At 69.2% G+C, this 24,645-nt stretch carries 23 protein-coding genes; 10 read left to right on the forward strand and 13 right to left on the reverse strand.

Annotation, left to right across the window (positions count from 1 at the left end; translation table 11 throughout):
• Positions 1 to 17: 17 nt before the first annotated feature.
• Together KCQ71_RS01330 and KCQ71_RS01335 are read left to right on the forward strand one after the other, a co-directional pair.
• Positions 18 to 1,268, forward strand: a complete 1,251-nt coding sequence (locus KCQ71_RS01330) for a DUF4440 domain-containing protein (protein WP_223402020.1) — start codon at positions 18 to 20, stop codon at positions 1,266 to 1,268.
• A 142-nt stretch (positions 1,269 to 1,410) separates the two neighbouring features.
• Positions 1,411 to 2,424, forward strand: coding sequence for a serine hydrolase domain-containing protein (locus KCQ71_RS01335; protein ID WP_223402022.1), 1,014 nt, complete (start codon positions 1,411 to 1,413; stop codon positions 2,422 to 2,424).
• A gap of 37 nt (positions 2,425 to 2,461) precedes the next feature.
• Here KCQ71_RS01335 and KCQ71_RS01340 read toward each other — a convergent pair whose 3' ends face one another.
• Together KCQ71_RS01340 and KCQ71_RS01345 are read right to left on the reverse strand one after the other, a co-directional pair.
• A complete protein-coding gene (locus KCQ71_RS01340) occupies positions 2,462 to 2,965 on the reverse strand; it encodes a DinB family protein (protein ID WP_223402024.1) in 504 nt (167 codons plus the stop codon).
• A 72-nt stretch (positions 2,966 to 3,037) separates the two neighbouring features.
• Positions 3,038 to 3,391 (reverse strand): ArsR/SmtB family transcription factor, encoded by a 354-nt coding sequence (locus KCQ71_RS01345; RefSeq protein WP_223402026.1) that lies wholly within the window; start codon positions 3,389 to 3,391, stop codon positions 3,038 to 3,040.
• 57 nt (positions 3,392 to 3,448) lie between these two features.
• Here KCQ71_RS01345 and KCQ71_RS01350 point away from each other — a divergent pair, with 57 nt between their 5' ends.
• Complete coding sequence (locus KCQ71_RS01350; RefSeq protein WP_223402028.1) at positions 3,449 to 4,504, forward strand: cation diffusion facilitator family transporter; 1,056 nt, start codon at positions 3,449 to 3,451, stop codon at positions 4,502 to 4,504.
• Between the two features lie 105 nt (positions 4,505 to 4,609).
• On the forward strand, positions 4,610 to 5,377 hold the full coding sequence (locus KCQ71_RS01355; protein WP_223402030.1) for an SDR family oxidoreductase: 768 nt from the start codon (positions 4,610 to 4,612) through the stop codon (positions 5,375 to 5,377).
• A 48-nt stretch (positions 5,378 to 5,425) separates the two neighbouring features.
• On the opposite strand, the gene KCQ71_RS01360 is transcribed toward KCQ71_RS01355, so the two are convergent.
• Genes KCQ71_RS01360 through KCQ71_RS01370 form a run of 3 tightly spaced genes read right to left on the reverse strand, consistent with a single transcriptional unit; the run spans position 5,426 to position 10,345 of the window.
• The gene (locus tag KCQ71_RS01360; protein ID WP_223402032.1) at positions 5,426 to 6,418 is read right to left on the reverse strand and encodes a GNAT family N-acetyltransferase; all 993 of its coding nucleotides are present in this window, start codon (positions 6,416 to 6,418) and stop codon (positions 5,426 to 5,428) included.
• 28 nt (positions 6,419 to 6,446) lie between these two features.
• Positions 6,447 to 8,612, reverse strand: a complete 2,166-nt coding sequence (locus KCQ71_RS01365; RefSeq protein WP_372453905.1) for an ABC transporter ATP-binding protein — start codon at positions 8,610 to 8,612, stop codon at positions 6,447 to 6,449.
• Positions 8,609 to 10,345: an ABC transporter ATP-binding protein gene (locus KCQ71_RS01370; protein ID WP_223402034.1), complete on the reverse strand. Its 1,737-nt coding sequence runs from the start codon at positions 10,343 to 10,345 to the stop codon at positions 8,609 to 8,611. The genes KCQ71_RS01365 and KCQ71_RS01370 overlap by 4 nt, the downstream gene beginning before the upstream one ends.
• A gap of 302 nt (positions 10,346 to 10,647) precedes the next feature.
• On the opposite strand from KCQ71_RS01370, the gene KCQ71_RS01375 reads away from it, so the two are divergent.
• The 5 genes from KCQ71_RS01375 (at position 10,648) to KCQ71_RS01395 (ending at position 16,253) form a co-directional block, all read left to right on the forward strand.
• A complete protein-coding gene (locus KCQ71_RS01375; RefSeq protein ID WP_223402036.1) occupies positions 10,648 to 11,583 on the forward strand; it encodes an NAD-dependent epimerase/dehydratase family protein in 936 nt (311 codons plus the stop codon).
• Positions 11,580 to 12,854 carry an enolase C-terminal domain-like protein gene (locus KCQ71_RS01380; RefSeq protein ID WP_223402038.1) on the forward strand — a complete coding sequence of 425 codons (1,275 nt, stop codon included), beginning with the start codon at positions 11,580 to 11,582 and terminating at the stop codon, positions 12,852 to 12,854. Before KCQ71_RS01375 ends, KCQ71_RS01380 begins: the two co-directional genes overlap by 4 nt.
• Before the next feature lie 39 nt (positions 12,855 to 12,893).
• The gene (locus KCQ71_RS01385; RefSeq protein WP_223402040.1) at positions 12,894 to 14,282 is read left to right on the forward strand and encodes an ABC transporter substrate-binding protein; all 1,389 of its coding nucleotides are present in this window, start codon (positions 12,894 to 12,896) and stop codon (positions 14,280 to 14,282) included.
• 67 nt (positions 14,283 to 14,349) lie between these two features.
• A complete protein-coding gene (locus KCQ71_RS01390; protein ID WP_223402042.1) occupies positions 14,350 to 15,297 on the forward strand; it encodes a carbohydrate ABC transporter permease in 948 nt (315 codons plus the stop codon).
• A complete protein-coding gene (locus KCQ71_RS01395; RefSeq protein ID WP_223402044.1) occupies positions 15,294 to 16,253 on the forward strand; it encodes a carbohydrate ABC transporter permease in 960 nt (319 codons plus the stop codon). The genes KCQ71_RS01390 and KCQ71_RS01395 overlap by 4 nt, the downstream gene beginning before the upstream one ends.
• A 6-nt stretch (positions 16,254 to 16,259) precedes the next feature.
• Here the strand turns inward: KCQ71_RS01395 and KCQ71_RS01400 are convergent, their stop codons facing one another.
• From KCQ71_RS01400 to KCQ71_RS01435, 8 genes are all read right to left on the reverse strand, one after another.
• Positions 16,260 to 17,264, reverse strand: a complete 1,005-nt coding sequence (locus tag KCQ71_RS01400; protein ID WP_223402046.1) for a LacI family DNA-binding transcriptional regulator — start codon at positions 17,262 to 17,264, stop codon at positions 16,260 to 16,262.
• A gap of 106 nt (positions 17,265 to 17,370) precedes the next feature.
• On the reverse strand, positions 17,371 to 18,369 hold the full coding sequence (locus KCQ71_RS01405; protein ID WP_223402048.1) for a MerR family DNA-binding transcriptional regulator: 999 nt from the start codon (positions 18,367 to 18,369) through the stop codon (positions 17,371 to 17,373).
• Positions 18,370 to 18,373: 4 nt separating this feature from the next.
• Positions 18,374 to 19,042, reverse strand: a complete 669-nt coding sequence (locus KCQ71_RS01410; protein ID WP_223402050.1) for a HEAT repeat domain-containing protein — start codon at positions 19,040 to 19,042, stop codon at positions 18,374 to 18,376.
• A gap of 60 nt (positions 19,043 to 19,102) precedes the next feature.
• Positions 19,103 to 19,828 (reverse strand): hypothetical protein, encoded by a 726-nt coding sequence (locus KCQ71_RS01415; RefSeq protein ID WP_223402052.1) that lies wholly within the window; start codon positions 19,826 to 19,828, stop codon positions 19,103 to 19,105.
• A 285-nt stretch (positions 19,829 to 20,113) separates the two neighbouring features.
• Positions 20,114 to 21,166, reverse strand: coding sequence for a DUF11 domain-containing protein (locus tag KCQ71_RS01420; protein ID WP_223402054.1), 1,053 nt, complete (start codon positions 21,164 to 21,166; stop codon positions 20,114 to 20,116).
• Positions 21,167 to 21,433: 267 nt separating this feature from the next.
• Positions 21,434 to 21,973 carry an exosortase/archaeosortase family protein gene (locus KCQ71_RS01425; protein WP_223402055.1) on the reverse strand — a complete coding sequence of 180 codons (540 nt, stop codon included), beginning with the start codon at positions 21,971 to 21,973 and terminating at the stop codon, positions 21,434 to 21,436.
• A 4-nt stretch (positions 21,974 to 21,977) separates the two neighbouring features.
• The gene (locus tag KCQ71_RS01430; RefSeq protein ID WP_223402057.1) at positions 21,978 to 23,330 is read right to left on the reverse strand and encodes an XrtP-associated glycosyltransferase; all 1,353 of its coding nucleotides are present in this window, start codon (positions 23,328 to 23,330) and stop codon (positions 21,978 to 21,980) included.
• Positions 23,330 to 23,482 (reverse strand): hypothetical protein, encoded by a 153-nt coding sequence (locus KCQ71_RS01435; protein ID WP_223402060.1) that lies wholly within the window; start codon positions 23,480 to 23,482, stop codon positions 23,330 to 23,332. Before KCQ71_RS01435 ends, KCQ71_RS01430 begins: the two co-directional genes overlap by 1 nt.
• Positions 23,483 to 23,929: 447 nt before the next feature.
• Here KCQ71_RS01435 and KCQ71_RS01440 point away from each other — a divergent pair, with 447 nt between their 5' ends.
• Positions 23,930 to 24,589, forward strand: a complete 660-nt coding sequence (locus tag KCQ71_RS01440; protein WP_223402062.1) for an AfsR/SARP family transcriptional regulator — start codon at positions 23,930 to 23,932, stop codon at positions 24,587 to 24,589.
• Positions 24,590 to 24,645: the final 56 nt, after the last annotated feature.

Below are 24,645 nucleotides of genomic sequence, written 5' to 3' on the forward strand. Positions count from 1 at the left end.
GCCGAGAGGACCTGAGCATGCCCACGACCACGACACACACCCTGGACGTGCCCGGAGCGGTGCTCACCTACGACATTCGGGAGCCGGACCGGCCCGGCGACCACCGGCCCCTGTTCATCTTCGGCTCGCCGATGGGAGCATCCGGATTCGAGCAGCTGGCGCTGCACTTCGACGACCGCGTCGTCATCACCTACGACCCACGAATGACGGAACGCAGCCACCTCGAGGACGGTGGCGTGGTGACCACGGAGATCCACGGTGATGACCTCCACCGCGTCGCCGAGGCCGCCGGCCTCGGACCCGTCGACGCGTTCGGATCGAGCGGCGGGGCCGTGTCCGCGCTGCCGTGGGTGGTGGACCACCCGGACGAGATCCGCACGTTCGTCGCGCACGAGCCTCCGCTCGCGGTGCTGTTGGAGGACGCCGAGATCCTCCTGAAGGTCAACGCGGACATTGTCGACACCTACCGGCGCCGGGGATTCGGCCCTGCGATGGCGAAGTTCATCCAGCTGGTGAGCCATCCCGGCCCGTTGCCGTCGGACTACCTGGCGGGGCCCGACCCTGATCCGGCACAGTTCGGACTGCCCACCGAGGACGACGGCTCACGCGACGACGCCCTGCTCGCCTACAACATGGCCATGCCGCCGTACACACCGGACGCGGCGGCCCTGACCTCATCGGGAGTGCGGATCGTGCCCGCCGTCGGTGCCGAGGGCGAGGGCACCATGGCGCGCCGCGGCGGTGAGGCCTTGGCGAGGTTGCTGGGCGTCGCGCCTGTCATCTTCCCCGGTGACCATGGAGGCTTCACCGCCAATGAATGGACACCCGACAATGATCCGGCGGCGTTCGCCGTGACGTTGCGTGAGGCTCTGGACGGCGGTGGTCGGACGGCCCTGGCAGCCGGCTCGCTGGCGGCGGCCGAGACCGAGTTGCAGCGGGCCCAGCTGGCAGGCGACGTGATTGCACTGGGGTCCTTGCTGCATGCCGACGTCGTCTACGTCGGACCCGATGGTGCCGAGTACGGCAAGGCACAGGACCTGGAGTCGCATTCCTCGGGGCAGCTTCGACTGAGCACGCTGGAGCAGCTCGAGAGCGTGGCCCGTCAGTTCGACTCGACGGGCATCACTCGGACACGAGTGAGGATCGCGGGCCACGTGGACGGCCAGCCGTTCGAGGCGGAGATGGTCTACACCCGCACCTGGCTGGTCGAGGGCGGCGGGTGGCGGGTCATTCAGGCGCAGGGCGCCAGCGTCGCGCGCGAGCCGTGAGCACCCGGTGGCAGCGGCGGGGTCCAGGAGCGATATTGGCTGGCCCAGCAGACCGCCTGCGTGACAGTTTTGCTCCGGAGCGCGCGTAGAACTGCGGTTGACCCGACGGGTTGACGCACCGACGAACAATACGGAGCCTGGGATGCACATCGACTCTGAAGCCCTCGATGACGCGGTCGCCAAGGCGACCTTCTCGGGCGTGGTGACGGTGGACGTCGCCGACCGGCGCACCTTCGAGCGCACCGAGGGGTTTCTCCACCGAGCGCTCGGCGTACCGATGACCGCCCAGGCACGGATAGCGATCGCCAGCGGCAGCAAGTCCTTCACCGCCCTCGCGGTGATGCGGCTCGTCGAGGAGGGTGCGCTGCGGCTCGACCAGCTGGTCCGCGAACTTCTCGGTGACGACCTGCCGCTCATCGACGACGGCGTGACGGTCGAGCACCTGCTCACCCATACCTCCGGCATCGGCGACTACCTCGACGAGGAGGCCGACTGGGACGCACCCGACTACGTGCTCACCGTGCCGGCACACACGCTCACGACCGCCGTCGCCTTCCTGCCGATGCTGGACGGGCACGAGCAGAAGTTCCCGCCCGGTGAGCGGTTCTCGTACTGCAACGGCGGCTACATGGTCCTCGCAGTCCTCCTCGAGCGGCTGACCGGCGAGACCTATCACGATGTGGTGCGGCGCTTGGTCCTCACGCCCGCAGCTCTCGAGGCCACCGACTTCCTGCCGCTGAACGCGCTGCCGGCCGATGCCGCGCCCGGGTACGTCTTCGACGCGGGCGACCTCGTCAACACGCTGCACCTGCCCGTGCTCGGCAACGGGGACGGGGGAGCGTTCACGACGGCGGCCGACCTGCACCGGTTCTGGCTGGCGCTGCTCGACGGGCGGATCGTCTCCAGAGCCGGCGTCGAGGCGATGACCCGCCCGCGTCACGACGTGCCCGACGAGGGGATGCGCTACGGCATGGGGTTCTGGCTGCACCGGACCGCACCGGCGTTGGTCCTCGAGGGCTACGACGCCGGCGCCTCGTTCCGCTCGACGCACATCATCGGGACGCGGACCACGGTGAGCGTGCTCGGGAACAGCTCCGAGGGAGCATGGCCGGTCATCGGGTCGCTGGCGGAGGTCATCGACGCCGAGCTCGCCTGACTTCTGTTCACCTCTGGCAGCGTGTCCGACTGCCCGATCACAGCGTGAGTTGTCGGCGGTGGTGGTCGAAGTGCTGGGTGCCGTAGTGGTAGACGTCCAGAACGCTCATCGTGGGAGTGAAGTAGGGATCCCAGCGGGTCGGGACGTGCATCGTCAGAGCAAGCGTCCCCTGGCTAGCGGTTCGGAGCCGGCGCTGCAGGGCACTGATGGTGCGATCCATGAGGATGACGACGGCTCCGGTGGGCAGGATCTGGCCACCCAGGCAGGAGCCGAGGTAGTTGATCAGGTGGAACGGCCCGCGGCAGGCGTCCAGCGCGGCGGCAAAGCGACGGCTCCACCCGAGGCGGCCGAGCGTGCGCACCAGAGGGACCAGGGTGCGGACGATGAGGTAGCCGAAGACCATGTGGTACAGCAATTGCCGGTTGGTCCACCGCGTTCCGTCGGACCGACGGCGCAAACTCTCGGGGGAGGCCTGCGCCACCAGGTCGTGGAAAGTGCGCCGGGCACTCTCCAACTCCTGCTCGATCTGGCGGACGTCCATGGCAGCAACATTGTCCCGCGTGGGCGCCCCGGACGCGAGGTCCGGCTCCCCAGCACCGGAGGCAGGGCACGATCAGGCGCGGTAGGTGTGCCGGTCGTCCCCGGTCGCGACACCGGTCTTGTGCTCGGCGTGGGAGAGTGCTTCGGCGAGGAGGCGGTGCACGTGCCGGTCCGTCGCCGAGTAGTAGACGAACGTGCCCTCACGGCGGCTGTCGACCAGTCCCGCCAGCCGGAGCTTGGACAGGTGCTGGCTGACGGCGGTGGGGGAGGAGTCCACCAGTTCTGCGAGTGAGCTGACGCTGGTCTCGCCCTGCAGCAGGGCCCAGAGGATCTTGACCCGGGTCGGGTCGGCCAGCATGCGGAAGGAGTCGGCAGCGACGCGGGCGTGCTTGTCGTCCGGTACGGCCAGGATCGGGTTGTCATGCACGGCATGAATAATACCGGGACGTCAATACCTGCACATATACGCAGGTAGCATGGCGTTATGCAGAGGTCGTCACCACGTGAGAGCGCCCCCGAGCGGCGCGATCAGCAGAGCCATCACAATGGCCACGAGCACGAGCACGAGCACGAGCACGAGCACGAGCACGAGCACGAGCACGGCGTGTGGGCACGGGTGCGGCACGCGTTCACGCCGCACAGCCATGATCACACCGAGGCGATCCAGACCGCGGACGAGGCCAGCAGCGTGGGGATCCGGGCGGCCTGGTTCAGCTTGGCCGGGATGGGCGCGACCGCGGTGCTGCAGATCGTCATCGTCGCGTTGAGCGGTTCGATGGCGCTGCTCGCTGACACTGTGCACAACCTGGGACATCTGGCCACGACGATCCCGCTGATACTGGCGTTCCGTCTCGGGCGGAGGGCGCCCACTCGGCGCTACAGCTACGGGTTCCTGCGCGCCGAGGACCTGGTCGGGCTGTTCATCGGGGTGGTGATCGCCGCCTCGGCGGCACTGATCATCTGGGAGTCCGTCAGGGCGCTGACCGATCCTCGTCCGCTGACCCACCTGGGCTGGGTCCTCGTCGCCGCCATCGTCGGCGCGGCCGGCAACGAGGTCGTCGCGATCTATCGGATCCGCGCCGGCCGGCGCATCGGCTCGGCCGCGCTCGTAGCCGAAGGACAACATGCACGCACAGACGCGCTGACCTCCCTGGCCGTCGTCATCGGCGTCGCTGGTGCCTGGCTCGGTCTACCGCAGTTGGACGCGGCGGTGGGGCTGGTCATCGCTGCGGTCATCATCGCGGTGCTGATCGCCTCGATGCGCACCGTGGTGCGTCGGCTCATGGACGGCGTCGACGACGGCACCCTGGACCGCATCGAGACGGCCACCGCCGGGGTGGACGGCGTGGTCTCGGTCGACCGGGCCCGGGCCCGCTGGATGGGCCACCGACTCGAGGCCGACCTCGACATCAGCGTCGATCCGACCCTCACGGTCGAAGCCGGATACACGATCGCCGATGGCGTGAACCGCACCCTCGTCCAGACCGTGCCGCATCTGGATCGAGCGACCGTCCACGTCACCCCGGCGCCGCGCGCGTAGACGCTCACGCTGCTCCGTCCGCACATGTCACAGACGGTCGCACTGCTTCGTCTCAGGTACTGAAGGCAAGTTTCCTGAACACCGATGCAGAGCGAGGAGCTGGGCATGAGCGAGCAGACCACACACCGTACGATCGCGCTGATCACCGGGGCGAACAAGGGGATCGGACGTGCCGCCGCCGAGCAACTCGCGGCGCTGGGAATGACCGTCCTGGTCGGATCCAGGGACGTACGGCGCGGCGAGGAAGCAGCCGCGGATCTGCGCGCGGCCGGTGGCGACGCACACGCCGTCACCCTGGATGTCACGGACCCGGCCACCGCCCACGCGGCTGCGAGGGAGGTCGAGGAACGCTTCGGGCGCCTCGACGTGCTGATCAACAACGCCGGGATCACCGGCTCCGGGCAGGTCGCTCCACAGGATGCCCTGGATCAGGTCCCGAGCTCCGTCGATCTCGACATGGTCCGGTCGGTGTTCGAGACGAACGTCTTCGGGGTCATCGCGGTGATCAATGCCATGCTCCCGCTGCTCCGGAACTCGCGGGCGCCGCGCATCGTCAATGTCAGCAGCCATGCCGCGTCGCTAGTGATCAACAGTGACCCGGACGGCCCGCTGTCGGCGCTGCCGACCTCGGCCGCGTACACGCCGTCCAAGACCGCGCTCTCCGCGCTGACCGTGCAGTACGCCAACGAACTGCGGAAGGAGGGCGTCCTCGTCAACGCCGTCGCTCCCGGTTTTGTCGAAACCGACAGCAATAACCACAGCGGCAACCTCACGCCCGCGCAGGGTGCGGCAGTCCTGGTTCGGCTGGCCACGATCGGCACGGATGGACCGACCGGCGGGTTCTTCAGCGCGGACGGTCCCGTGCCCTGGTGACTGGTCGCCGGATCGGGCGAGACGGATTGATCACTGTCCGGCGTGAGCTCAGCGGACCATGCGAAGCGCCGGCAGGCCGTTGAACGTGGCGCCGTCGTCGGTGACGCCGTCCGGCCGGAAGCCATTGCGCTCGTAGAACCGGAGGGCGCGCGGGTTGTCACTCGCGACCCACAGTTGGGCCGGCGTGCCGGGCAGGACCGCATGGTCCAGTAGCCGTTGGCCGACCCCGCTGCCGTGGTGCGCGGCGAGCACGTAGAGCGAGTACAGCTCGACGTCGCGCACCGGCTCGTGGGCACCGGTCGGCCGGGAAGCCCGCGCGAAGGCGAACCCGACGATCTCCTCGGCCACGAGGGCTACCCAGCGGACGGCGCCGTCAGCGTGCCACGTTCGCCAGGCCTCCTCCGCCCGATCCAGGGTGAAGCGATCCCAGAACGCGGTTCCGAGGCGATCGCCGTACGTCTCCCGGAACGTCGCACGGTTGATGCGTGCCAGGGAGTTCGCGTCCGAGGCGTCGGCCTGGCGGATCGTCGCGCCCGAGGGGTCGCGTCGGTGGAGCAGCGCGCTCGTCCGGTCGAGCGCGTACTGCGACGAGGCGATGAGTTCGGCGTCCGCGCCCGCGGCTTGCCGAAGCTCGAGAGCGCGGCGGAACGCCCCGGCGGCGTCCCCGATCCGGCCGGCGGCAAAGAGCGCCTTGCCCAGGTGCTGGACCATCACCGCCTGCCGAGGTCCCACGCCGGCCTGTGCCACCAGTTCCTGGTATCTGGCGACTGCCTCGTCGTGGCGGCCGAGGTCCCGCAGCACATCAGCGACCAGTGCGCGATGACGAGGGGTGTCGTTCGTGGCGAGCAGCATCTCGGCGTGGGGGAGGGCTCGGTCCGGCCGGCCACTCCAGAGGTCCTCCAGCACCTGCAGGGCCTCGTCGTCGCGGTGAGCGGCACGGAACGCCGGGAGGTCGTCGATCCGGGGCAGGAGCGTCCGGGGGTCGAACGACCACCCCGGACCTCCTGACTCGCCCGCCGGGGTGGGGTCGGGGTCGGTCACGTTCGAGACGGTACCAACCCCGAGCCCGTCAGCCCTGTGCCGGCGCCTCGGCAACCTCCGGCCCCATCCCCGGTGCGGCCTCACCGGCGGCGGCCGGCTCGTCCTCCGGCTGCTCGTGACCACCGAGGAACTGGGTCATGTAGAGGTCGTGGTACGCCCCCTTGCCCGCGATCAGCTCGTCGTGCGTGCCGCGTTCGACGATCCGGCCGTCCTCCATCATCAGGATGGTGTCCGCGTCGCGGATCGTGGACAACCGGTGCGCGATCACGAAGCTGGTCCGGTCGGTGCGGAGCGCGTTCATCGCGTGCTGGACGAGGAGCTCGGTGCGCGTGTCCACGCTCGAGGTCGCCTCGTCGAGGATCAACAGCGACGGGTTCGCGATGAACGCGCGAGCGATGGTGATCAGCTGCCGCTCGCCGGCAGAGATCGAGCCACCCTCGGCGCTCACCTCGGTGTCGTAGCCCTCGGGGAGCTGACGCACGAACCTGTCCACCATCGTCGCCTCGGCAGCGGCGATGACCTCCTCGTCGGTCGCGTCCAGACGGCCGTACCGGATGTTCTCCATGATCGACCCGTCGAACAGCCACGTGTCCTGCAGCACCATGCCGACCTGGCTGCGCAGCGCCGCACGGCTGAGCTTGCGGGTGTCGACGCCATCGAGGAGGATGCGCCCGCCGTCGAGCTCGTAGAACCGCATCACCAGGTTGACCAGCGTGGTCTTGCCGGCCCCGGTCGGGCCGACGATCGCGACCGTCTGGCCGGGCTGCACCGAGAACGACAGGTCCTCGATGAGCGGCGTGTCCTTGCTGTAGGAGAACGACACCCCCTGGAACTCCACGTGCCCGTCGGTCCGCTCCGGCAGGTGCGCCTCGACCGTGTCCGGGTCCTGCTCGTCGGCGTCGAGCAGCTCGAACGTGCGCTCGGCCGAGGCGACCCCGGAGATCAGCATGTTCGCCATGCCGGCGATCTGACCGAGCGGCTGGGAGAACTCGCGCGAGTACTGGATGAACGCCGTCGCGTCACCGATCGTCAGCGTGCCGGAGGCCACCCTGAGTCCACCGGCGACCGCGATCAGCACGTACTGCAGGTAGTTCACGAACTGCATGGCCGGCATGATGATGCCGCTGACGAACTGGGCGCCGAACGAGCTGGTGAACAGGCCGTCGTTGCGCTTGTCGAACTCCTCGAGCATCTCCTTGTCGCGTCCGAACACGCGCACCAGCTCCAGTCCCGAGTAGGACTCCTCGATGTGCCCGTTCAGCTCACCGGTGCTCTTCCACTGCTTGGTGAACAGCTTCTGCGACCGGGACCCGACCACGCCGGCGATGATCGCCGAGAGCGGCAGCGCGATCAGCGCCAGGAGCGCCAACTGCCAGCTGACGATGAACATCATGATCGCGATGCCGATCACCTGCAGCGCGGACTGCACCAACTGGCTGAACGCCTGCTGCAGAGCCTGCTGCATGTTGTCGACGTCGTTCGTGACCCGCGACATCAGGTCGCCGCGCTGCCGGGTGTCGAAGTAGGACAGCGGCAACCGGTGGATCTTCTCCTCGATCTGCCGGCGCAGGTCGTAGATGACCTGCATGGTGAGCGCGTTGAGGATGAACCCCTGCGCCCACATGAGTATCGAAGCGACCACGTACATGGCCAGGACGGTGAGGATCAGCCGGGCCAGCAGGGCGAAGTCGATCCCCATGCCTGGCACGATGCCCGCCGCGCCGGCCAGCACGTCGGCGAACCGCGCCGCATCCGTGTCGCCGGTGGCGCGCAGCGTCTCGACGATCTCAGCGAGCGACATGCCTGGGAACTGGTCGTCCAACCCTCGGCCGATCGCGCCGTCGAAGATGACGTCCATCGCCTGACCGAGCACCTTCGGGGCGATCACGGTCAGCACCACCGACGCGGCCACCAGCGCCACGACCAGTGCGAACCGCACCTTGTGCGGTCCGAACAGCCCGAACAGCCGCTTCGCCGAGGGCCAGAAGGCCTTCGGCTTGCGCGCCGGAGCGCCCTCGCCGAACATTCCCATGTCGGCCTCGCCGGGGGTGAACTCCTCCAGTTCGTCCTCGGGCGCGTCTGCCACGGCGACGGCGGAGCCGGGCTTCGCGGTCCCCGCACCCGGGCCTTCGGTCGGGTCGTGCGGGCTGTTGTTCACGTTCGGGTTCTCCTCTGAACGCTTGCGGGGACTCATCGTGCTCCCTCGATGCTCATCTGGGACTCGACGATCTCCCGGTATGTCTCGTTGCTCTCGAGGAGTTCGTCGTGCGTGCCCTGGCCGACCACGGCGCCGCCGTCGAGGACGACGATGTTGTCGGCCTCGGCGATCGTCGAGATCCGCTGGGCCACGATGATCACCGTCGCGCCCCCCGTGGCGTCGCCGAGAGCCGCACGAAGGCGGGCGTCCGTGGCGACGTCGAGCGCGGAGAAGGAGTCGTCGAACACGAAGACCTTCGGCTGGGCGACGAGCGCCCGCGCGATGCAGAGCCGCTGACGCTGACCGCCGGAAACGTTCGTGCCGCCCTGAGCGACCTTGGAGTCGAGCCCGCCGGGCTTGTCGCGGACGAAATCGGCGCCCTGTGCCACCTCCAGTGCGTGCCAGAGGTCCTCGTCGTCGGCCTCGGTCCTACCGAACCGGAGGTTGGAGCCGATCGTCCCGGAGAACAGATAAGGCCGCTGCGGCACGAGTCCGACGAGACCCGCGATCTGGTGACGCGTCAGCGAACTGACGGAGACGCCGTCGATCGTCACCTGCCCCGACTGTGGGTCGAAGAGCCGGGGGATCAGTTTGACCAGTGTGGTCTTACCGGCGCCGGTCGACCCGACGATCGCCGTCGTGGTGCCGGGCTCGGCCACGAAACTGACGTCGTCGAGGACCGGAAGCTCGGCGCCCGGGTAGCCGAAGGTGACGTGGTCGAAGACCACGCGGCCGCTCGCCGGGAACTCCTCCGAGCCGCGCTCGGAGACGGGCATCGACGTCTCGGTCCCGAGCAGCTCGTCGATGCGCTCGGCGCAGACGACCGCACGGGGGACCATCATGACCATGAACGTCCCCATCATCACCGCGACGAGGATCTGCAGCACGTACTGCAGGAACGCGCTCAACTGGCCGACATCCATCTGGCCGGCGTCGACCCGGTGGCCGCCGAACCAGAGCACGGCCGCCGTCACGATGTGCAGGATCATCATGATGACCGGGAACATCAGCACGAAGACGTTGCCGACCTTGACCGAGGTCTCGGTGAGAGCAAGGTTCGCGTCGCGGTACCGGTCCTGCTCGAACGGCTCGCGCACGAACGCGCGGATCACCCGCAGGCCGACGATCTGCTCGCGGGTGACGTCGTTGATGCGGTCGAGCCGGGTCTGCATCGTGCGGAACAGCGGGAGCAGGATCCGCACCAGGTAGCCCACGATGAGGAACAGGGCCGGCACCGAGACCCAGACCAGCCAGGACAGGCCCGGGTCCTCGCGCAGCGCCATGATGATGCCGCCGATACACATGATCGGAGTCGACACCATGAAGTTCAGCGTCATCAGCACGAGCATCTGCACCTGCTGGACGTCGTTGGTGTTGCGGGTGATCAACGAGCCGGTACCGATCGAGGAGATGTCCAGCGCGCCGAGGCTGTCCACCTTGCGGTAGATGTCGCGACGGATGTCGCGGCCGACCGCCATCGCGGTCTTGGCGCCGAAGTACACGGCGGCGACTGCGGTGACGGCCTGTACGCCACACCAGATCAGCATCTGCCGGCCGAGTTCCCAGATCAGGTCGACGTTGCCGGTGCTGACACCTTCGTCGATGATCCGGCCGTTGAGGCTTGGCAGGTACAGCGCAGCGATCGTGGAGATCAGCTGGAGGACGACGACGGCGGCCACCCAGCGTTTGTAGGGGGATGCGTACTGAAGGGAGAGTCGAAGCAAGGTCATGAAGGGTGCTCCAGAGAGGTGAGGTTCGAGCCGTCGTCGAGGTTAGATCAGGGGTCCGACATCGCGCATCGTCATATCGGATGATCCGTCCCTCCGGTTCCCGTGGGCGGACGCCGGATCGACCGGTCCGCGCCCGAACCGTGCGCGCGGACCAGGACGCGCGCCGACCAGCAGGACCGGACTGGCGCTTTCGCATTGTCCACCTGGGGTATTGACACGTAGCGCCAGTTGGCGCCATGCTCAGTTGCGAAAGCACTTTCGCAATGCACTCAGACCCGAGCAATGCAGCTGAAGGGATCACTGTGAACTCGTCCGAGTCCCTGGACGCCTGGTCCGACCTTACGGTCGTCCGACCCGGACGGGTCCTGGTCACCGGCGCCGACGGCCTGATCGGACGAGCCGTGGTGGCTGCGCTGATGGAGGCCGGGGTGGGTGTCACGGCGCTCTCTCCGAAGTGGGACCGACCAAGCCCTGCGGACCGGATCGTGACCGGTGACGCCACCGACGTCGCGGACGTCGCGGAAGGGCTCGCCGACGCCGACGCCGTGGTGCACCTCGGCGCGATAGCGCACCGTGACCTCGCGCCGCCCTACGAGGTGTACCGGACGAACACGAGCGCCACCTTCAATGTGCTCTCCCAGGCCGGGCAGTGCGGCATCTCGAGGGCGGTCATCGCAAGCAGCATCAACGCGTTCGGGGTCCCGATGAACCACCACGACGTGCAGCCCGCGTACTACCCGATCGACGAGGACATCCCGGCGCAGATCGACGACTGGTACTCGCTGTCCAAGCGCAGCGACGAACTGACGGCCGCGATGGCCGCCAGCCACTGGGGCATCGACGTTCTCGCCGTCCGGCTCCCGCACGTCGCCTCCCGGGACAGCCTGCGCGACTACGCGGCGCGCGCCGCGCTGGCCCCGGAGCGACTGGCCCGGGAGGGCTGGTCCTACCTCGACCTGCGCGACGCCGTGCGCGTCCTGCTGCTCGGCCTGGTCGCCCCCTTCGACGGCGCCCACGTGATCGCGGTCGCGGCCCGGGACACGCTCATCGCGACCGACACCACCACCCTGCTGGACCGATACGCCCCAGGTGTGCCCCGCCGTCGGACCTTCCCGGGCCGGGACAGCCTCATCGATACCACCCGAGCGACCGACCTGCTCGGCTTCAGTCCGCGTCACTCGATCCACGCGTCCGAGGGCTCCGGCCCGGCGCCCGCATCGGTCGGGGCCCTGCCATGACCGCCCAGACCGTCGAAACCGCCGCCTTCACGCAGCCGTGGGAGGCACCCGCGGACGTGCGGATCACCGGGGTGCGCGCCATCGTGACCGCGCCCGAAGGGATCCCACTCGTGGTGGTCCGGGTGGACACCTCCGACGAGGGCCTGTCCGGCCTCGGCTGCGCCACCTTCACCCAGCGCTGGCGCGCGGTCGTCAGCTTCGTCGAGGACCACCTCGCGCGGCTCGTGATCGGCCGGTACCCGGGTGACATCGAGGACCTGACCCGCCTGGCCCGATTCTCCGCCTACTGGCGGGAAGGGCCGGTCGGCAACAACGCGATCTCCGGGCTCGACCAGGCGCTCTGGGACATCGCCGGCAAGCGGGCTGGGCTCCCGGTCCACGAACTGCTCGGCGGACGGGTGCGCGCCGCCGCGGACACCTACATCCATGCCGGCGGTGCGGACATCGAACAGACCCTGGATCAGGCCGAGGAGTTCGTCGCCGCCGGGTGGCGGCATGTGCGTCTACAGGTCGCCCAGCCGGGAGCCGGCAGCTACGGGGCGCCACGGCTCGACACTGTCACCGACGCGACGGCGCCCTACCCGCGCGGCTGGCGGGTCTCCGAGTACCTGCGCCGTACGCCGCGGCTCTTCGAGGCTGCACGCGAGCGGCTGGGCGAGGACGTCGAACTCCTGCATGACGTCCACTCCAGACTGCACCCGAAGCAGGCGGTCACGCTCGCGCGTGACCTCGAGCCCTACCGGCTGTTCTTCCTCGAGGACGTGCTGCCGCCGGAACACTGGGATGCGCTGCCCGAGGTCCGGGCCGCGTCCCCGGTGCCGATCGCGGTCGGTGAGCTGACCACGTCGATGACCGACGCCACCCGGCTGGTCCTGGATGGGGGAGTGGACCTGATCCGGTCGCATGTGTCGATGCTCGGCGGTCTCACGCCGGCGCGGAAGCTGGCGGCCGCCGCCGAACTGGTCGGGGTGCGCACCGCGTGGCACGCCCCCGGGGACACGTCCCCGATCGGGGCTGCGGCCAACGTCGCCCTGGACGTGACGTCCGCCGCCTTCGGGATCCAGGAGGGACACGTGTACTCCGGCGCGGTGCACGAGGTGTTCCCCGGCACCCTGCGGATCGAGAACGGCTGGCTGCGGCCGAACGAGGCACCCGGATGGGGCATCGAGATCGACGAGGCCGCCGCCGCCCGATTCCCGGCGGAACTGTCCAGGCACGACGAATGGGCCGCGCAGGTGCGTGGCCTCGACGGAGGGCTCATCGCCCCCTGACCTGTTTGAAGGAACCCAACCCCTGAAGGAGTTTCAACGATGAGACGCAGGACACGACGAGCGGCACCGGTCGCTCTCCTGGGCGTTGCCGCCATGATCCTCTCCGCGTGCAGCGGCGGCGGCAGCGGGGACGACCCCACGGAGGGCGCCTCGGTCGACACCGACGCACCGGTCACCATCTCCGTCGGCGGCCAGCCGACCACGGAGAACCCCGAACAGCTCGCCGACTTCGAACGCCAGGTCGAGGATTTCACGGCCGAACACCCCAACATCACCGTCGAGGCGGAGGAGACGCTGTGGGAGGCGGACACCTTCCAGGCGCTGCTGGCCGGCGGCACGATGCCGACCGTCATGCAGGTCCCGTTCACGGAGATCGGTGCCCTGATCGAGCGTGGACAGGTCGCCGACATCACGGACCAGATGGGTGAGTCGGAGGTGCTCCAGCAGCTCAACCCGACCGTGATGGACGTGGTCACCGATGGCGACGGCCGCATCTACGGTGTCCCGATCGCCGCGTACACCATGGGCCTGCTCTACAACCGGGCCCTGTTCGAGCAGGCCGGGCTCGACCCGGATGACCCGCCGCAGACCTGGGAGGACGTGAGGACCGCCGCGCAGGCGATCGAGGAGTCCACCGACGCCCAGGGCTTCGGCACCATGACACTCGACAACACCGGCGGCTGGATCCTGACCACCATGTCCTACGCGTTCGGCAGCACGATGCAGAGCGACGACGGAGCCACGGCCACGCTCGACAACCCGGCCACCACCGAGGTGCTGGAGTTCTACCGGTCGCTGCGGTGGGAGGACGATTCCATGGGCGCGAACTTCCTGCTCAACTACGACGACGCCGTGAACGCCTTCGCAGCGGGTCAGATGGGCATGTTCGTCCAGGGCGCCGACAACTACAGCAATATGGTCGTCAACCGTGGGATGGACCCGGAGGACTTCGGAGTGGCCCCGCTCCCACAGACCGATGACGGCATCGGCACCCTCGGCGGCGGGACCATCTCGATCATCAGCCCAACCGCGTCCCCTGAGGAGATCGCGGCGGGACTCGCGTGGATCGAGTTCAAGAGCTTCCTGCAGTACACGGACGAGGAGGTCGCGGTGGCCGCTGCCGAGGCGCGGATCGCGGACGGACTCGCGGTCGGTGCGCCTGGCCTGCCGGTGGTGAACGACGAGGTCTACCAGCAGTACCACGGGTGGGTCGAATCGCTGATCAACGTGCCGCGGGAGAACTTCGAGCTGTATCTGAGTACGGTCGAGGACCTCCCGTTGGTCCCCGAGCCGTCGGTGAAGGCACAGGAGCTGTATGCCACCCTCGACCCGGTGGTCCAGGCGGTCCTGACCCGTGAGGACGCGGACATCGAGCAACTGCTCGGTGACGCGCAGAACACGATCCAGACTGCTCTCGACGCCGGATGATCACGCGCGGTGGGGGGGGCCCCCCGGGCGGCCGCGCCCCCCCCCCGCACCACGACCGGAGGTCTGCATGGTTGCCCTCGATGACCCGCCCACCGCTGCTCGCGCCGAAGCCCGCCCGGTCCGGCGCCGTCGGCCCTCGCCGATGGCGTGGGTGCGTCGCGGCGGGCTCACCACCCTGGTGTTCTTCCTCCCGCTCCTGCTCACCTTCGCGTACTTCTCCTGGTGGCCGATCCTGCGCGGTCTCGTCCTGAGCCTGCAGCAGACGAACTTCATCGTGACCGAGTGGGTCGGCCTGGCGAACTTCGAGCGGGTCCTGGCCGACCCACTGCTGTTGACAGCGGTCTGGAACACCACCTACTTCACCCTGCTGGCCGTGGCCATCGGGTTCCCGGTGCCGATCCTGCTCGCCGTGCTGATCGCCGAGATGCGCCGGACCCGAGGGTTCGCCTCGGTGCTCGCCTACCTGCCGGTGATCATCCCGCCGGTGGTCTCGGTGCTGCTCTGGAAGACCTTCTACCGTCCCGACGAGGCAGGCCTGTTCAACACCATCCTCGGATGGGTCGGACTCGGCCCGCTGCCCTGGCTCAACGATCCGGACTTCGTCATCCCCGCCATCGTCGTGCAGGCCACCTGGGCGAGTTTCGGCACCGCCGTGATCATCTACCTCGCGACGCTGATGACGATCCGCACCGAGCTCTACGAGGCCGCGGAGATCGACGGCGCGAGCATCCTGCGCAGGTTCTGGCACGTCACGCTGCCGCAGATGCGAGGCATCCTGCTGATCATGCTGCTGCTGCAGCTGATCGGGACGTTCCAGGTGTTCACCGAGCCGTACATCATGACCGGCGGCGGGCCCGAGAACCGGAGCACCACCCTGCTCCTGCTCATCTACCGCTACGCCTTCGTCTCCGGGGACTACGGCCGGGCCACCGCGCTCAGCGTGCTGCTTGCGCTGGCGCTGTCCCTGCTCTCGGCGATCTACCTGTGGGCCACCCGACGCTGGAGTACCTCATGACGAACGTGACCACTCAGCCGGCGACCGTGGCGCCGGCCCGCGCCGCCCGCCGTCGCCGCGGCCCGGCGGAGGACGTGCGCGACGAGCGCAGCATCATCTCCACGATGGACCGCAAGTCGCCGCTCGTGCGGGGGGTGGTGGCCGTCGCGGCGGGCCTGGTGCTGGTCGCGCTCGTGATCACCTGCGCCGGGCCCCTGTTCTGGCTCTTCAAGGCGGCGACGTCCACCTCGACCGAGACCCTCGCGCAACCGTTCGGACTGTGGCCGAGCGGGCTGCACTGGGAGAACGTGACCGCGGCGTGGAGCACGGTCAGGTTCGGCACCTACCTGCGCAACACCCTCATCATCTGTGCGGGGGCATGGTTCTTCGGGCTCCTCGTCGCCACGACCGGTGGCTATGGCATCGCCGTCCTGCGACCCGCCTACGCGAAGGTGGTCGAGATCGCCGTGCTGGCAACCCTGTTCATCCCGGGGGTGGTCTCGCTCGTCGCGCTGTACCTGACCGTGGTGAACCTGCCGCTGCTGAACGTGAACCTCCTGAACACGTTCTGGGCGGTCTGGCTCCCTGGGGCGGCGAGTGCCTTCAACGTGCTGCTCGTCTCGCGCTACTTCCAGGCGATCCCGCGAGAACTGTTCGAGGCCGCCCGGATCGACGGCGCAGGTGCTTTCCGGGTGTTCTGGAGCCTCGTGCTGCCGCTCGCCAAGCCGATCCTCGGCGTAGTGTCCCTGTTGACCATCATCGGCGCGTACAAGGACTTCCTCTGGCCCCTCCTGGCGCTGCCCGACCACGACCTACAGCCGATCTCGGTGGCTCTGCCGCGGGTGGAGTCCAGCACCGACCTCGGTGTCTTCATGGCGGCGCTGTTCGTCTCGGTGGTGATCCCGGTCGCCCTCTTCCTGGTGTTCCAGCGCCAGTTCCTCCGGGCAGCCGGCAGCGCCGGGGCGATCAAGGGCTGAGGCGCCTCAGCCGGTCGTCTCTCCGACGATCAGGGTCGGCGGCTGATAGTGCAGTCCGGGGGCCTGTTCACCGCCCAGCAGGTGCGCGGCCGCGGCCTCACCCATCCCGATCAGCCCGACGTCGATCGTGGTCAGGTGCCGTGCGGACTGGTCGATGATCAGCCCCTCCCAGTTGTCGACGCCGACAAGTGCGACGTCTTGGGGCACCCGCACGCCCGCGGCCGCGAACACGTTCTCAACGCCTCGGGCGATGTGGTCGTTCCCGCCGAACACGGCGTCGATGTCCCAGCGCTCCGCGAGCATCCGCTGGGCCGCGGTTCGTCCCCATGCCTCGGTCCACGATCCATGGAGCACCTCGTGGACGAGGGTCACGCCGGCCCCCGAGAGTGCCTCGCGCAACCCTTCGAGACGCAACTGGGCTGCCAGGTCGTCCGCCTCGGCGGCGACGTGCGCGATGCGTCGGCGCCCGAGGGCGAGCAGGTGCTCACCGGCCATCCGCCCGATCGCATGATTGTCCGGGACGAACATGACATCGTCCGGTTCGTCGGAGAGGGTGAACGCGTAGGTGACCGGCACCGAGAACTCGGCGGAGACCGAACGGGTCCGGTGATGTAGGCCTTCGCCGACCACCAGCACGCCGTCGATGCGGCGGGCGTTCAGGGACCGGATGCTCTCGGCCATGTCGTCGCGGCGACGCAGTCGGGCGTCATAGAGCAATACCGCTTGCTCGTGCTGGCCGAGGTAGGTCGCCGCGCCGATGATCACGGGTCGGGCGAACGTGCTCTCGGCCCGGTCGGAGAGGACGGCCACCGTTCGGCTCCGGCCGAGGGCGAGGGACTGGGCCAGCCCGTTCGGCCGGAAGTCGAGGCGAAGCGCTGTCTCTTCGATCCGTTGCCGTGTGACGGCAGATATTCGGCCTCCGCCGTTGAGTGCCTTCGAGGCGGTCGAGAGTGACACGCCGGCGACCGCTGCGACGTCGCTGAGCGTCACCTTCTTCTTCGAGACCGCCATGGTCGCCAATCGTAGTGCGTCGGCCGCTGCCGCGCGTGGATGCCACGCGAAAGCGTTTTCTCACGCCGCCAACTCGAGGTCGACCGATGCGTGGACGCTCAGGGCGTCACCGCGGTTCCCGTGCGCGGAGCACCGCCGTCGCGGTGAGCGAGACGGGCCCGTCCGGGTCGTCGACCAGGGCCTCCAGGCTCGCCCGCGCCACGGCGCCGGGGACGTCCGCGAGTGCCGTCGTGAGGCGTTGTCTGGCCGCGGCGCTCGCCCCGGGCAGCGCGTCGGCGAGTGCGCGGGCGATCTCGTCGCCGCGGTCATGGCGTTCGGCCAGCGCGCCGAGCGCACCGGCGGCGTCCACGTCGCCGGAGGCGTCGACGACCATGGCGACGAGCCCCGGCACGGCATCGAGATCACCGCGCGAACCCCGCGCGAGGGCGGCGCGCGCCCGCACGATCGGATCCTCGTGCCGCAGGGCACCGGCCAGAATCGCGTCGGCGCCGGACGAGTCGAACTTCGTCAGCGCCGCCGCCGCGCGATGGCGCCGCTCGGCGTCGGGGGAGGCCAGGGCCTGGGCGAGCACGCCGAGGGCGGCGTCCCCGGTCCGGGCGAGGGCCCACTGGAGCGCGCCGGCCGCATTGGGCTCCGCCTCGGACAGCATCGCCTCGGCGAGGACGACGGCGTCACGCGACCGGCCGCCGTCGGGCATCGACAGCGCGACGCGGTGACGCGCCGAACTGCCCGCGTCGAGCGCACGCATGAGGCCGATCGTGCGCAGCACGTCGGACCAGTCCGCGGGTTCGCTGGCGCGCACCTGCCCGAGCCGGCCGAGCAACTCCTGCTCCCGCGCGAGGCGCTCGCGGGTGCGCTCCAGGAGGTGTTCCACCATGCTCTCCGGGCTGAACGAGAGGTCCTCGAGCGCGTCGCCGATCTCGGCCAGGGTGAGCCCGAGGGCCCGGAGCCCCTCCACGTGGAAGAGGCGCCGGACGTCGCCCTCGGAGTACTGCCGGTACCCACCCGCCGTGCGCCCGGTCGGGCGGACGAGCCCGATGGAGTCGTAGTGCCGCAACATGCGTGCGCTGATCCCGGACAGCTCGGAGACCTCGCCGATCAGCATCGGTTCACTCCCGCACCACGGGTGACCCGAGCAGCGCGAGGACCCGGTTCGCCTCGTCGACCGCGGCCTCGAAACCCTCGTCGGGGTCCTGGATGAGCCGCTCGGTCGCCATCGCGTGCCGGCGCACCCCGGTGTCGGGGTGGGTCGTCGCCCTCTCGACGACGGCGGAGGCTGCGTCCCCGAGGTCGACGAGGGCCCGGCTGAGGCTACGGCGGACCTCGTGGTCGCCCCGGTCGAACTGGGTCGCCAGGACCTCGGCAAGGTCGGCGACATCGTCCGGCGGGACGATGGCGACGGCGGCGCGCCACGCGGCGCGGGCGACCTCCGCATCGTCGTCCTGGAGCAGCTCGGTGGTGATCGCGGGCCAGGTCCGCGGGTCGCCGAACTTCGACAGCGTGTGCAGCGACTGGCTCCGGGCCTGCGGGATCTGCGACGTCAGTTCACGCAGCACCCGGTCGACGGTGGCCGGCGCACCGTGCCGGGTGAGCGCCCACGTGAGCATGTCGCGGACGTAGAAGTCGGGCTCGATCGCGCACCGCTCCACCAGCACGTCGACGTACTCGGGCCGGGGATACGTTCCGGCGGACAGTGTCGCCTGCAGGCGCGCCGATGGGTCGGGGGACTGCAGCCGCGTGCGTAGGGACTGTGCGCCGTGGGGACGCGTGTGGGTCATGGTGACCACCTCCACCCTCCATGAGAGACCTTGTCACAGTGAGAAGGTCAAGGGTGGGTGTCACCAGCCGTAGAAGCGCGAGCCACCCGGGATGATCGCGAGCACGAACGGAACCAGGAGCAGCGCGGCGACGAACCCCCACCCGCCGGTGAGCCGGCGGGGTCTGGGTGTGACCAGCCTGCGCTGCCACCACGGGACCGGCTCGAGGACCAGGTAGGCCAGCCAGATCGGGGCCGCCGCGCAGGTGAGCCAGAACCAAGCCCACTTCGTCGCGAGCCGGGGCGCAGGGCCCACGACGAGCAGGATCAGCGCGGCCATGGCGGCGAACGCTGCCAGGCTGATCTGGGTGGCCGGCTGATCCCAGCCCTGGCTGTAGGTGACCGACACGGGCTCCGGCGAGTCCTCGGCGTCCGCGAGGATGATGGCGCCCTCGTCGACGCGTGGCTCACCAGCCAGGTTCGAGAACTCGTACCACGCCACGCTCCGACCGGAATGTCCGGACCATTCCACCCGGAGGGTTCCCGAGCCCTCTGTGCCCGTGGGCAGCCGCTCGATCGTCAGCTCGGACACGCGCCCGGCGCGCAGGTCGTTGCGCAGCTCGTCGACCATTCGCTCCACGGGTTGCAACGCGATCTGGACGAGCCCTGCGACCATCAGGGCGGCGATCAGCGCGCGGACCACCAGACCCAGCGGTCCCGACGGCAGCACAAGCGACGACGCGCCCGGCGGCGCGCTCAGGTCGTTCTCGAGCAGTCGCTGCCCATCCCCGCCCGTTCCGGCCCCCATGGCCCCTCCTCGACGTGTGTCCCGACCCTACCCGTCGGGGCACGAGCGGGGGAGCCGGATACCGGCGAGAGTTGACCACAGTGCTGGCCGGCTGGGCCCTGGGACGTGGCGCTGCCGCCAGTCTGATGATCTCGGCCGGGTGCCGAGCACGACGGCGATGGGCTGTTCGGGTGCATCGGCTCGCGTGGTCATGGACGTCCTGGGGTTCGTTCGATGCTCCGGCGAGGGATCGCCGGGTGGGCTTGGACGGGGACCGGCCCACCCGGCGACCTGGTCAGCGGCGGATCACACCGCGCTCTGGTGCGCCCCTTGCTGCCTACGCCGTAGCAGCACCGCGCCGCCACCGAGGAGTGCGAGCCCGGCGACCGCGGCCACGGCCTGCCAGGAGGCGATCGGCGCCCCGACCTCGGGCGGGGTCGAGATCGGGTAGACATCGTTGGCGGTGTCGTTCCCGACCCACCCGCTCGGCAGAGCGAGCGTCTGGGCGAAGATCTGGGTCTCCGCCGGGGCGTCGCCCGGCACCACGTAGGTGATGGTCCGGGCACTGATGACATCACCCTGGCTGACGCGCCCGGAGGCGGTCACCGCGCAACTGACCTCGGTGGTGGTCACCTCACAGGAGCCGATGCCGCTCAGGTTGTTGATGAAGACGGTGTTGGTACCCGGCGAGAACCACCCGCCGTTGGTGGCCTGGTCCGTGATCGTCATGCCGGGGGTGTAGTCGCACCCGTCGGCGGACAGGCAGGTGAACGCCACGCTGTAGTTCCGGTTGGTTCCCGGAGCCATCACGTCGCCGGCGCTTGCTCCCCAGTCGCCGGAGAGAGCTGCGGACTCACCCACGGTGATCACCCCGGTGTCGGTGTTGTTCCCCGGATTCGGGTCCTCCTGATCACCGAACACAGTGTTCGTGATGATATCGCTCCCTGGAGCCGCCGCGGTCAGGACCAGGCGGATGGAGAAGCCCTGTCCTGCCGGCAGGACGTCGCCGGCACAGGTGACCGTACGGCCGCTGACGGTGCAGGTACCGCCGTCGTCGCTCGTATCGGCGACGACCGGATCGGGTGCCAACTGCTCCGGGAGCGTGGTGGTCATGACCCAGTTCGTGCTGTCGCCGACTCCGATGTTGTATGCGGTGACGATCAGCGCGATCTCCTGACCGACCTCCGAGAAGGTGGCACCGACGACCGTGCCTCGAAGATCGGCCTTGGCGGGATCAGGATCGACCACGTCTGCGTGGCTGGGCGCGGCCACCGCCGCGCCGAGCCCGGCGGCCATGGCCACCCCGGCCAGGACGGCGAGCGCACGCCCCCGAGTCCTCGTGCGTCTTTGTGCATTCACAGTGATTCCTTTCTCTTGGTGGACCATGACGTGGTGGCGATCCGCCACCACACCCCCTGTAGTGGAGACATGGCGTGAGTGGTGATTAGCGGCGCGGCCCTCAGAGCGGGCCGCAGGAGCAGGACGAACCTGTCTCCGCCGGGCCAAGCAGGGCCCGGATGGGAATGACCTGTGCAGCGGCCACTACGAGCGCCGTCAGCGCGACTGCGGCCACGGCCAGCTTCACTCCCAACTTGTGCGGGCGTGCCTTCACAACGCATTCCTTTCTCATGCGACTCGTGGGCGATGACGTTCGGTGGAGCCGGAAGCGATCTTCAGGAACACGACGGCCGCGACGACGAACCCGGCGATCGCGAAGATCGATCCCAACGTCTTGTGGCTGAGGTCGTAGCCGGCCATGCCCCAGCCCTGCAGCGAGACCGCGATCATGGCGAGCCGCAGCTGGTTGACGACGACTAGCAGTCCGAGCGCCACGCCGAGCCCGGCGAGCAGCCGGTGCCAGGGCATCCGGGTGAGCGCGAGCAACAGCGCACCGATGGCGCACAACGGGCCGGCGAGCAGCGCGACCGTGCACTCCCACGTGTCGCGCATGCCGATCATCGGACCGTCCGACCAGGCGAAGTAGATGACGTCCTTGTTCGTGTGCGTGCCCCCGGTGAGCAGCACGTCGAACCAGAGGCCGGCGAGGGCGATCTCGCCATAGCGGACCTGCTGCTGCTGCACGAGCAGCGCGGCCGCCACGGCAAGCAGCAGCAGCCCTGCGGCGATGCGGGCGATGCGGTGCCCACGGGTACGGGTCGGGGTCATGTGCTCATGCCTCCTTCGCCGTCAGGCCGACGGCGAGGTTCTCGGCGTTCCGCCGGGTCTTGGCCCAACCGTCGCGGCGCAGGGCGATACGGATGAACGCCCGGGAGACCGTGACGTACATGTAGTAGATGTAGAGCCAGAGGCCCACGCCCCAGAGCAGCGACCGTCGCCACGTGGCACCGGGCTCGCACGTGGCCCGGTAGATCGGACCCCACATGGCGAACGGCACGACGCTCATCACGAAGAACAGCGCCAGCAGCCACCACGAGTCGGCGAGCCAGGGTCCGAGGCCGCCCGGCACCTGGAGTGTCCCGTTGATGGTGAGCACCATCAGGGTCGGCCACAGGAACAGACCGACCATCTGGATGAACGGCAGGAGCAGGTAGTAGGCCGACTCCAACACGCCGCCGGAGGAGAAGTGAGAGGAGTTCACGATCTGCGGCAGGTACTTGATGCACTGGATGTTTCCCTGCGACCAGCGGGTCCGTTGCGTGAGGAGGCGCTTGGTGTCAGTGAGACCCTCCTGGGAGACGAACGTGTCAGCGACGAACCGGATCTCGTGACCGGTCAGGAGCACGTGCACGCCGAGCTCGTAGTCCTCCAGCAGTGCACCGTGCCAGGGTTCGCCGGCGCGGGCCGCGATCTCATCCAGGACGCGCAGTCGGGTGAACTGGCCGTTGCCGCCCAGACCGACGCTGCGGGTCCGGGTCCGGAGGGCCTGCATCGCGCTGATCGCGGTACGGAACTCGATGTCCTGCATGCGGACCAGGTACCGGGACCAGGCATTGGCGGTCCGGCCACGGTCCGGCCTGGGGGTGCGCTCGTCGCGGTTGCGCATCCGCACCGAGATCTGGGCCGCGCCGACCTTGGGATCCCCGAACACCGCGTCGCCTGCCACGTACGACAGCGCGGTGTCGGCCATCTGACCATCCGCGTCGATGACGCACACGATGACCTTGTCGCGTCGGCAGTCCTCGGGCAGGTGGGCGTTCAGGCGATGGTAGGCGGCATTGAGGGCGTCACCCTTACCGGTGCGTGCGTTCGGTCGACGCCGTTGCACGAGGTGTACCAGCGGGTCGACGGCAGCCCGGCCGGTGACAACATCCGCCGTGGCGTCGTCGCTGTCGTCGTCGATGACCCAGACGTGTGCCTGCGGAAAGTCGGTGCGGAGGCGTTCGATGGTGGCGCCGACGACGACCTCCTCATCGCGGCAGGGCACGAACATGTGCCACTCGAACGCGTCCGCGTCACCGGTCCGGTCCGGGGACCGTCGGAAGTAGGCCCGGGCGATGGTGGTCAGGTAGGTGAGGAACGTCACCACGATCACGAGTGAGATCCCGATCAGGAGCGGCCTCATCAGGCGGCCCTGCGCTTCATCCGGGCCGCCCGGAGGAGCAGGAGGCCACCGACGACGGCGATCAGGGCAACGAGCAGGTAGAGGCCGGTGGCCATCCCGGTGTAGGCGAGGCCGGCTGTCAGTCCGATGCCGGGGACTCGGCTCGAGTACATGGGTGCGGTGTCTCCTCGGTGCGTGGTTCGACGGCCGGCTCGTTGTGCGGGCCTCATCGATGCGTCCTACGCTCGCAAGGCACGTGCGAACGCGGGTCACCCTGCGGTCACCGGCCGGTGCCGTCCTGTCACCGCTGGGTCAACACATCGGTGGTCATGTTGACCTCCCCGCCCGATTGAGGGTTCCCGGCGTCCTGGCGGGCGGATTCACCCTGCCGCGAGGGTCCGTCGCGGCTACGCTGACCGTCGGCGCAGACCGCCGGCGCGCCGCTGCGTCGGACACTGCCGTGGAGGAAAGGAAGCAGGGGCGGGCTCGCCGAGCCGCCCGACAGACGCCTCGAACGGAGAATGATGCGTATTGACGTTCTGGGTCCGCTTCGGGCCACGTCCGATGAGGGTCCGATAGACATCGGTGGGCAGACCGCATCGGTGCTCGGATGGCTCGTGATGCACGCCAACCGACCGGTGCGGATCGACGAGTTGTCGCACGTCGTGAGCGATGACGTCGGGCCGGACGCGATCCAGCGGGTACGTGCCCTGGTGCGCAGACTGGCGTCGGCGCTCCCGACCGGCACCCTGGTACGGGACCTCGCGACCGCCCGGCTCACGGTGCCCGACGACTCGATCGACGCCGTGCGGTTCACCGCACTGGCCACGGCCGCTCGCCGGCACCTTCGGGAGGGTGAGCACGACCTCGTCGCGGCGGACGTCGACGTGGCGATCTCCCTGTGGCGCTCGGATCCGTATCCGGAACTGGCCGCACGCGTGTCGGCAACGCCGGAGATCGAACGATTGCGACGTGTCCGGGTCGGGGTGCTCGAGATGCAGCAGGAGGTCTCGATGCATGGCGGCGTGGACTTCACGACGGTCGCGGACCTGCGCGATCTGGTCGACACCCACCCGGACCGGCTGGGCCTGCGGCTCCTGCTGGCTCGCGCGCTGCATCTGATGGACCGCCAAGCCGATGCGCTGGGGGTGCTCCGACAGACGGCATCGGACTTCGGCGGGCACCCCGCCTCGAGGCGTCTGACGGATCTGATCGCGCATCGCGATCTGCGGGTCGCATCATTGTCGATCATCGACGTCGACGACGAGCCACTCCATTAGGCGTCCATGAGGCCACGCGGACGCCTCTTGTGCGTTCGTACGGATCGGTGAACTTC

The sequence above is a fragment of the Occultella gossypii genome, assembly GCF_019947135.1.
In the GTDB taxonomy this organism is placed as follows: domain Bacteria; phylum Actinomycetota; class Actinomycetes; order Actinomycetales; family Beutenbergiaceae; genus Occultella; species Occultella gossypii.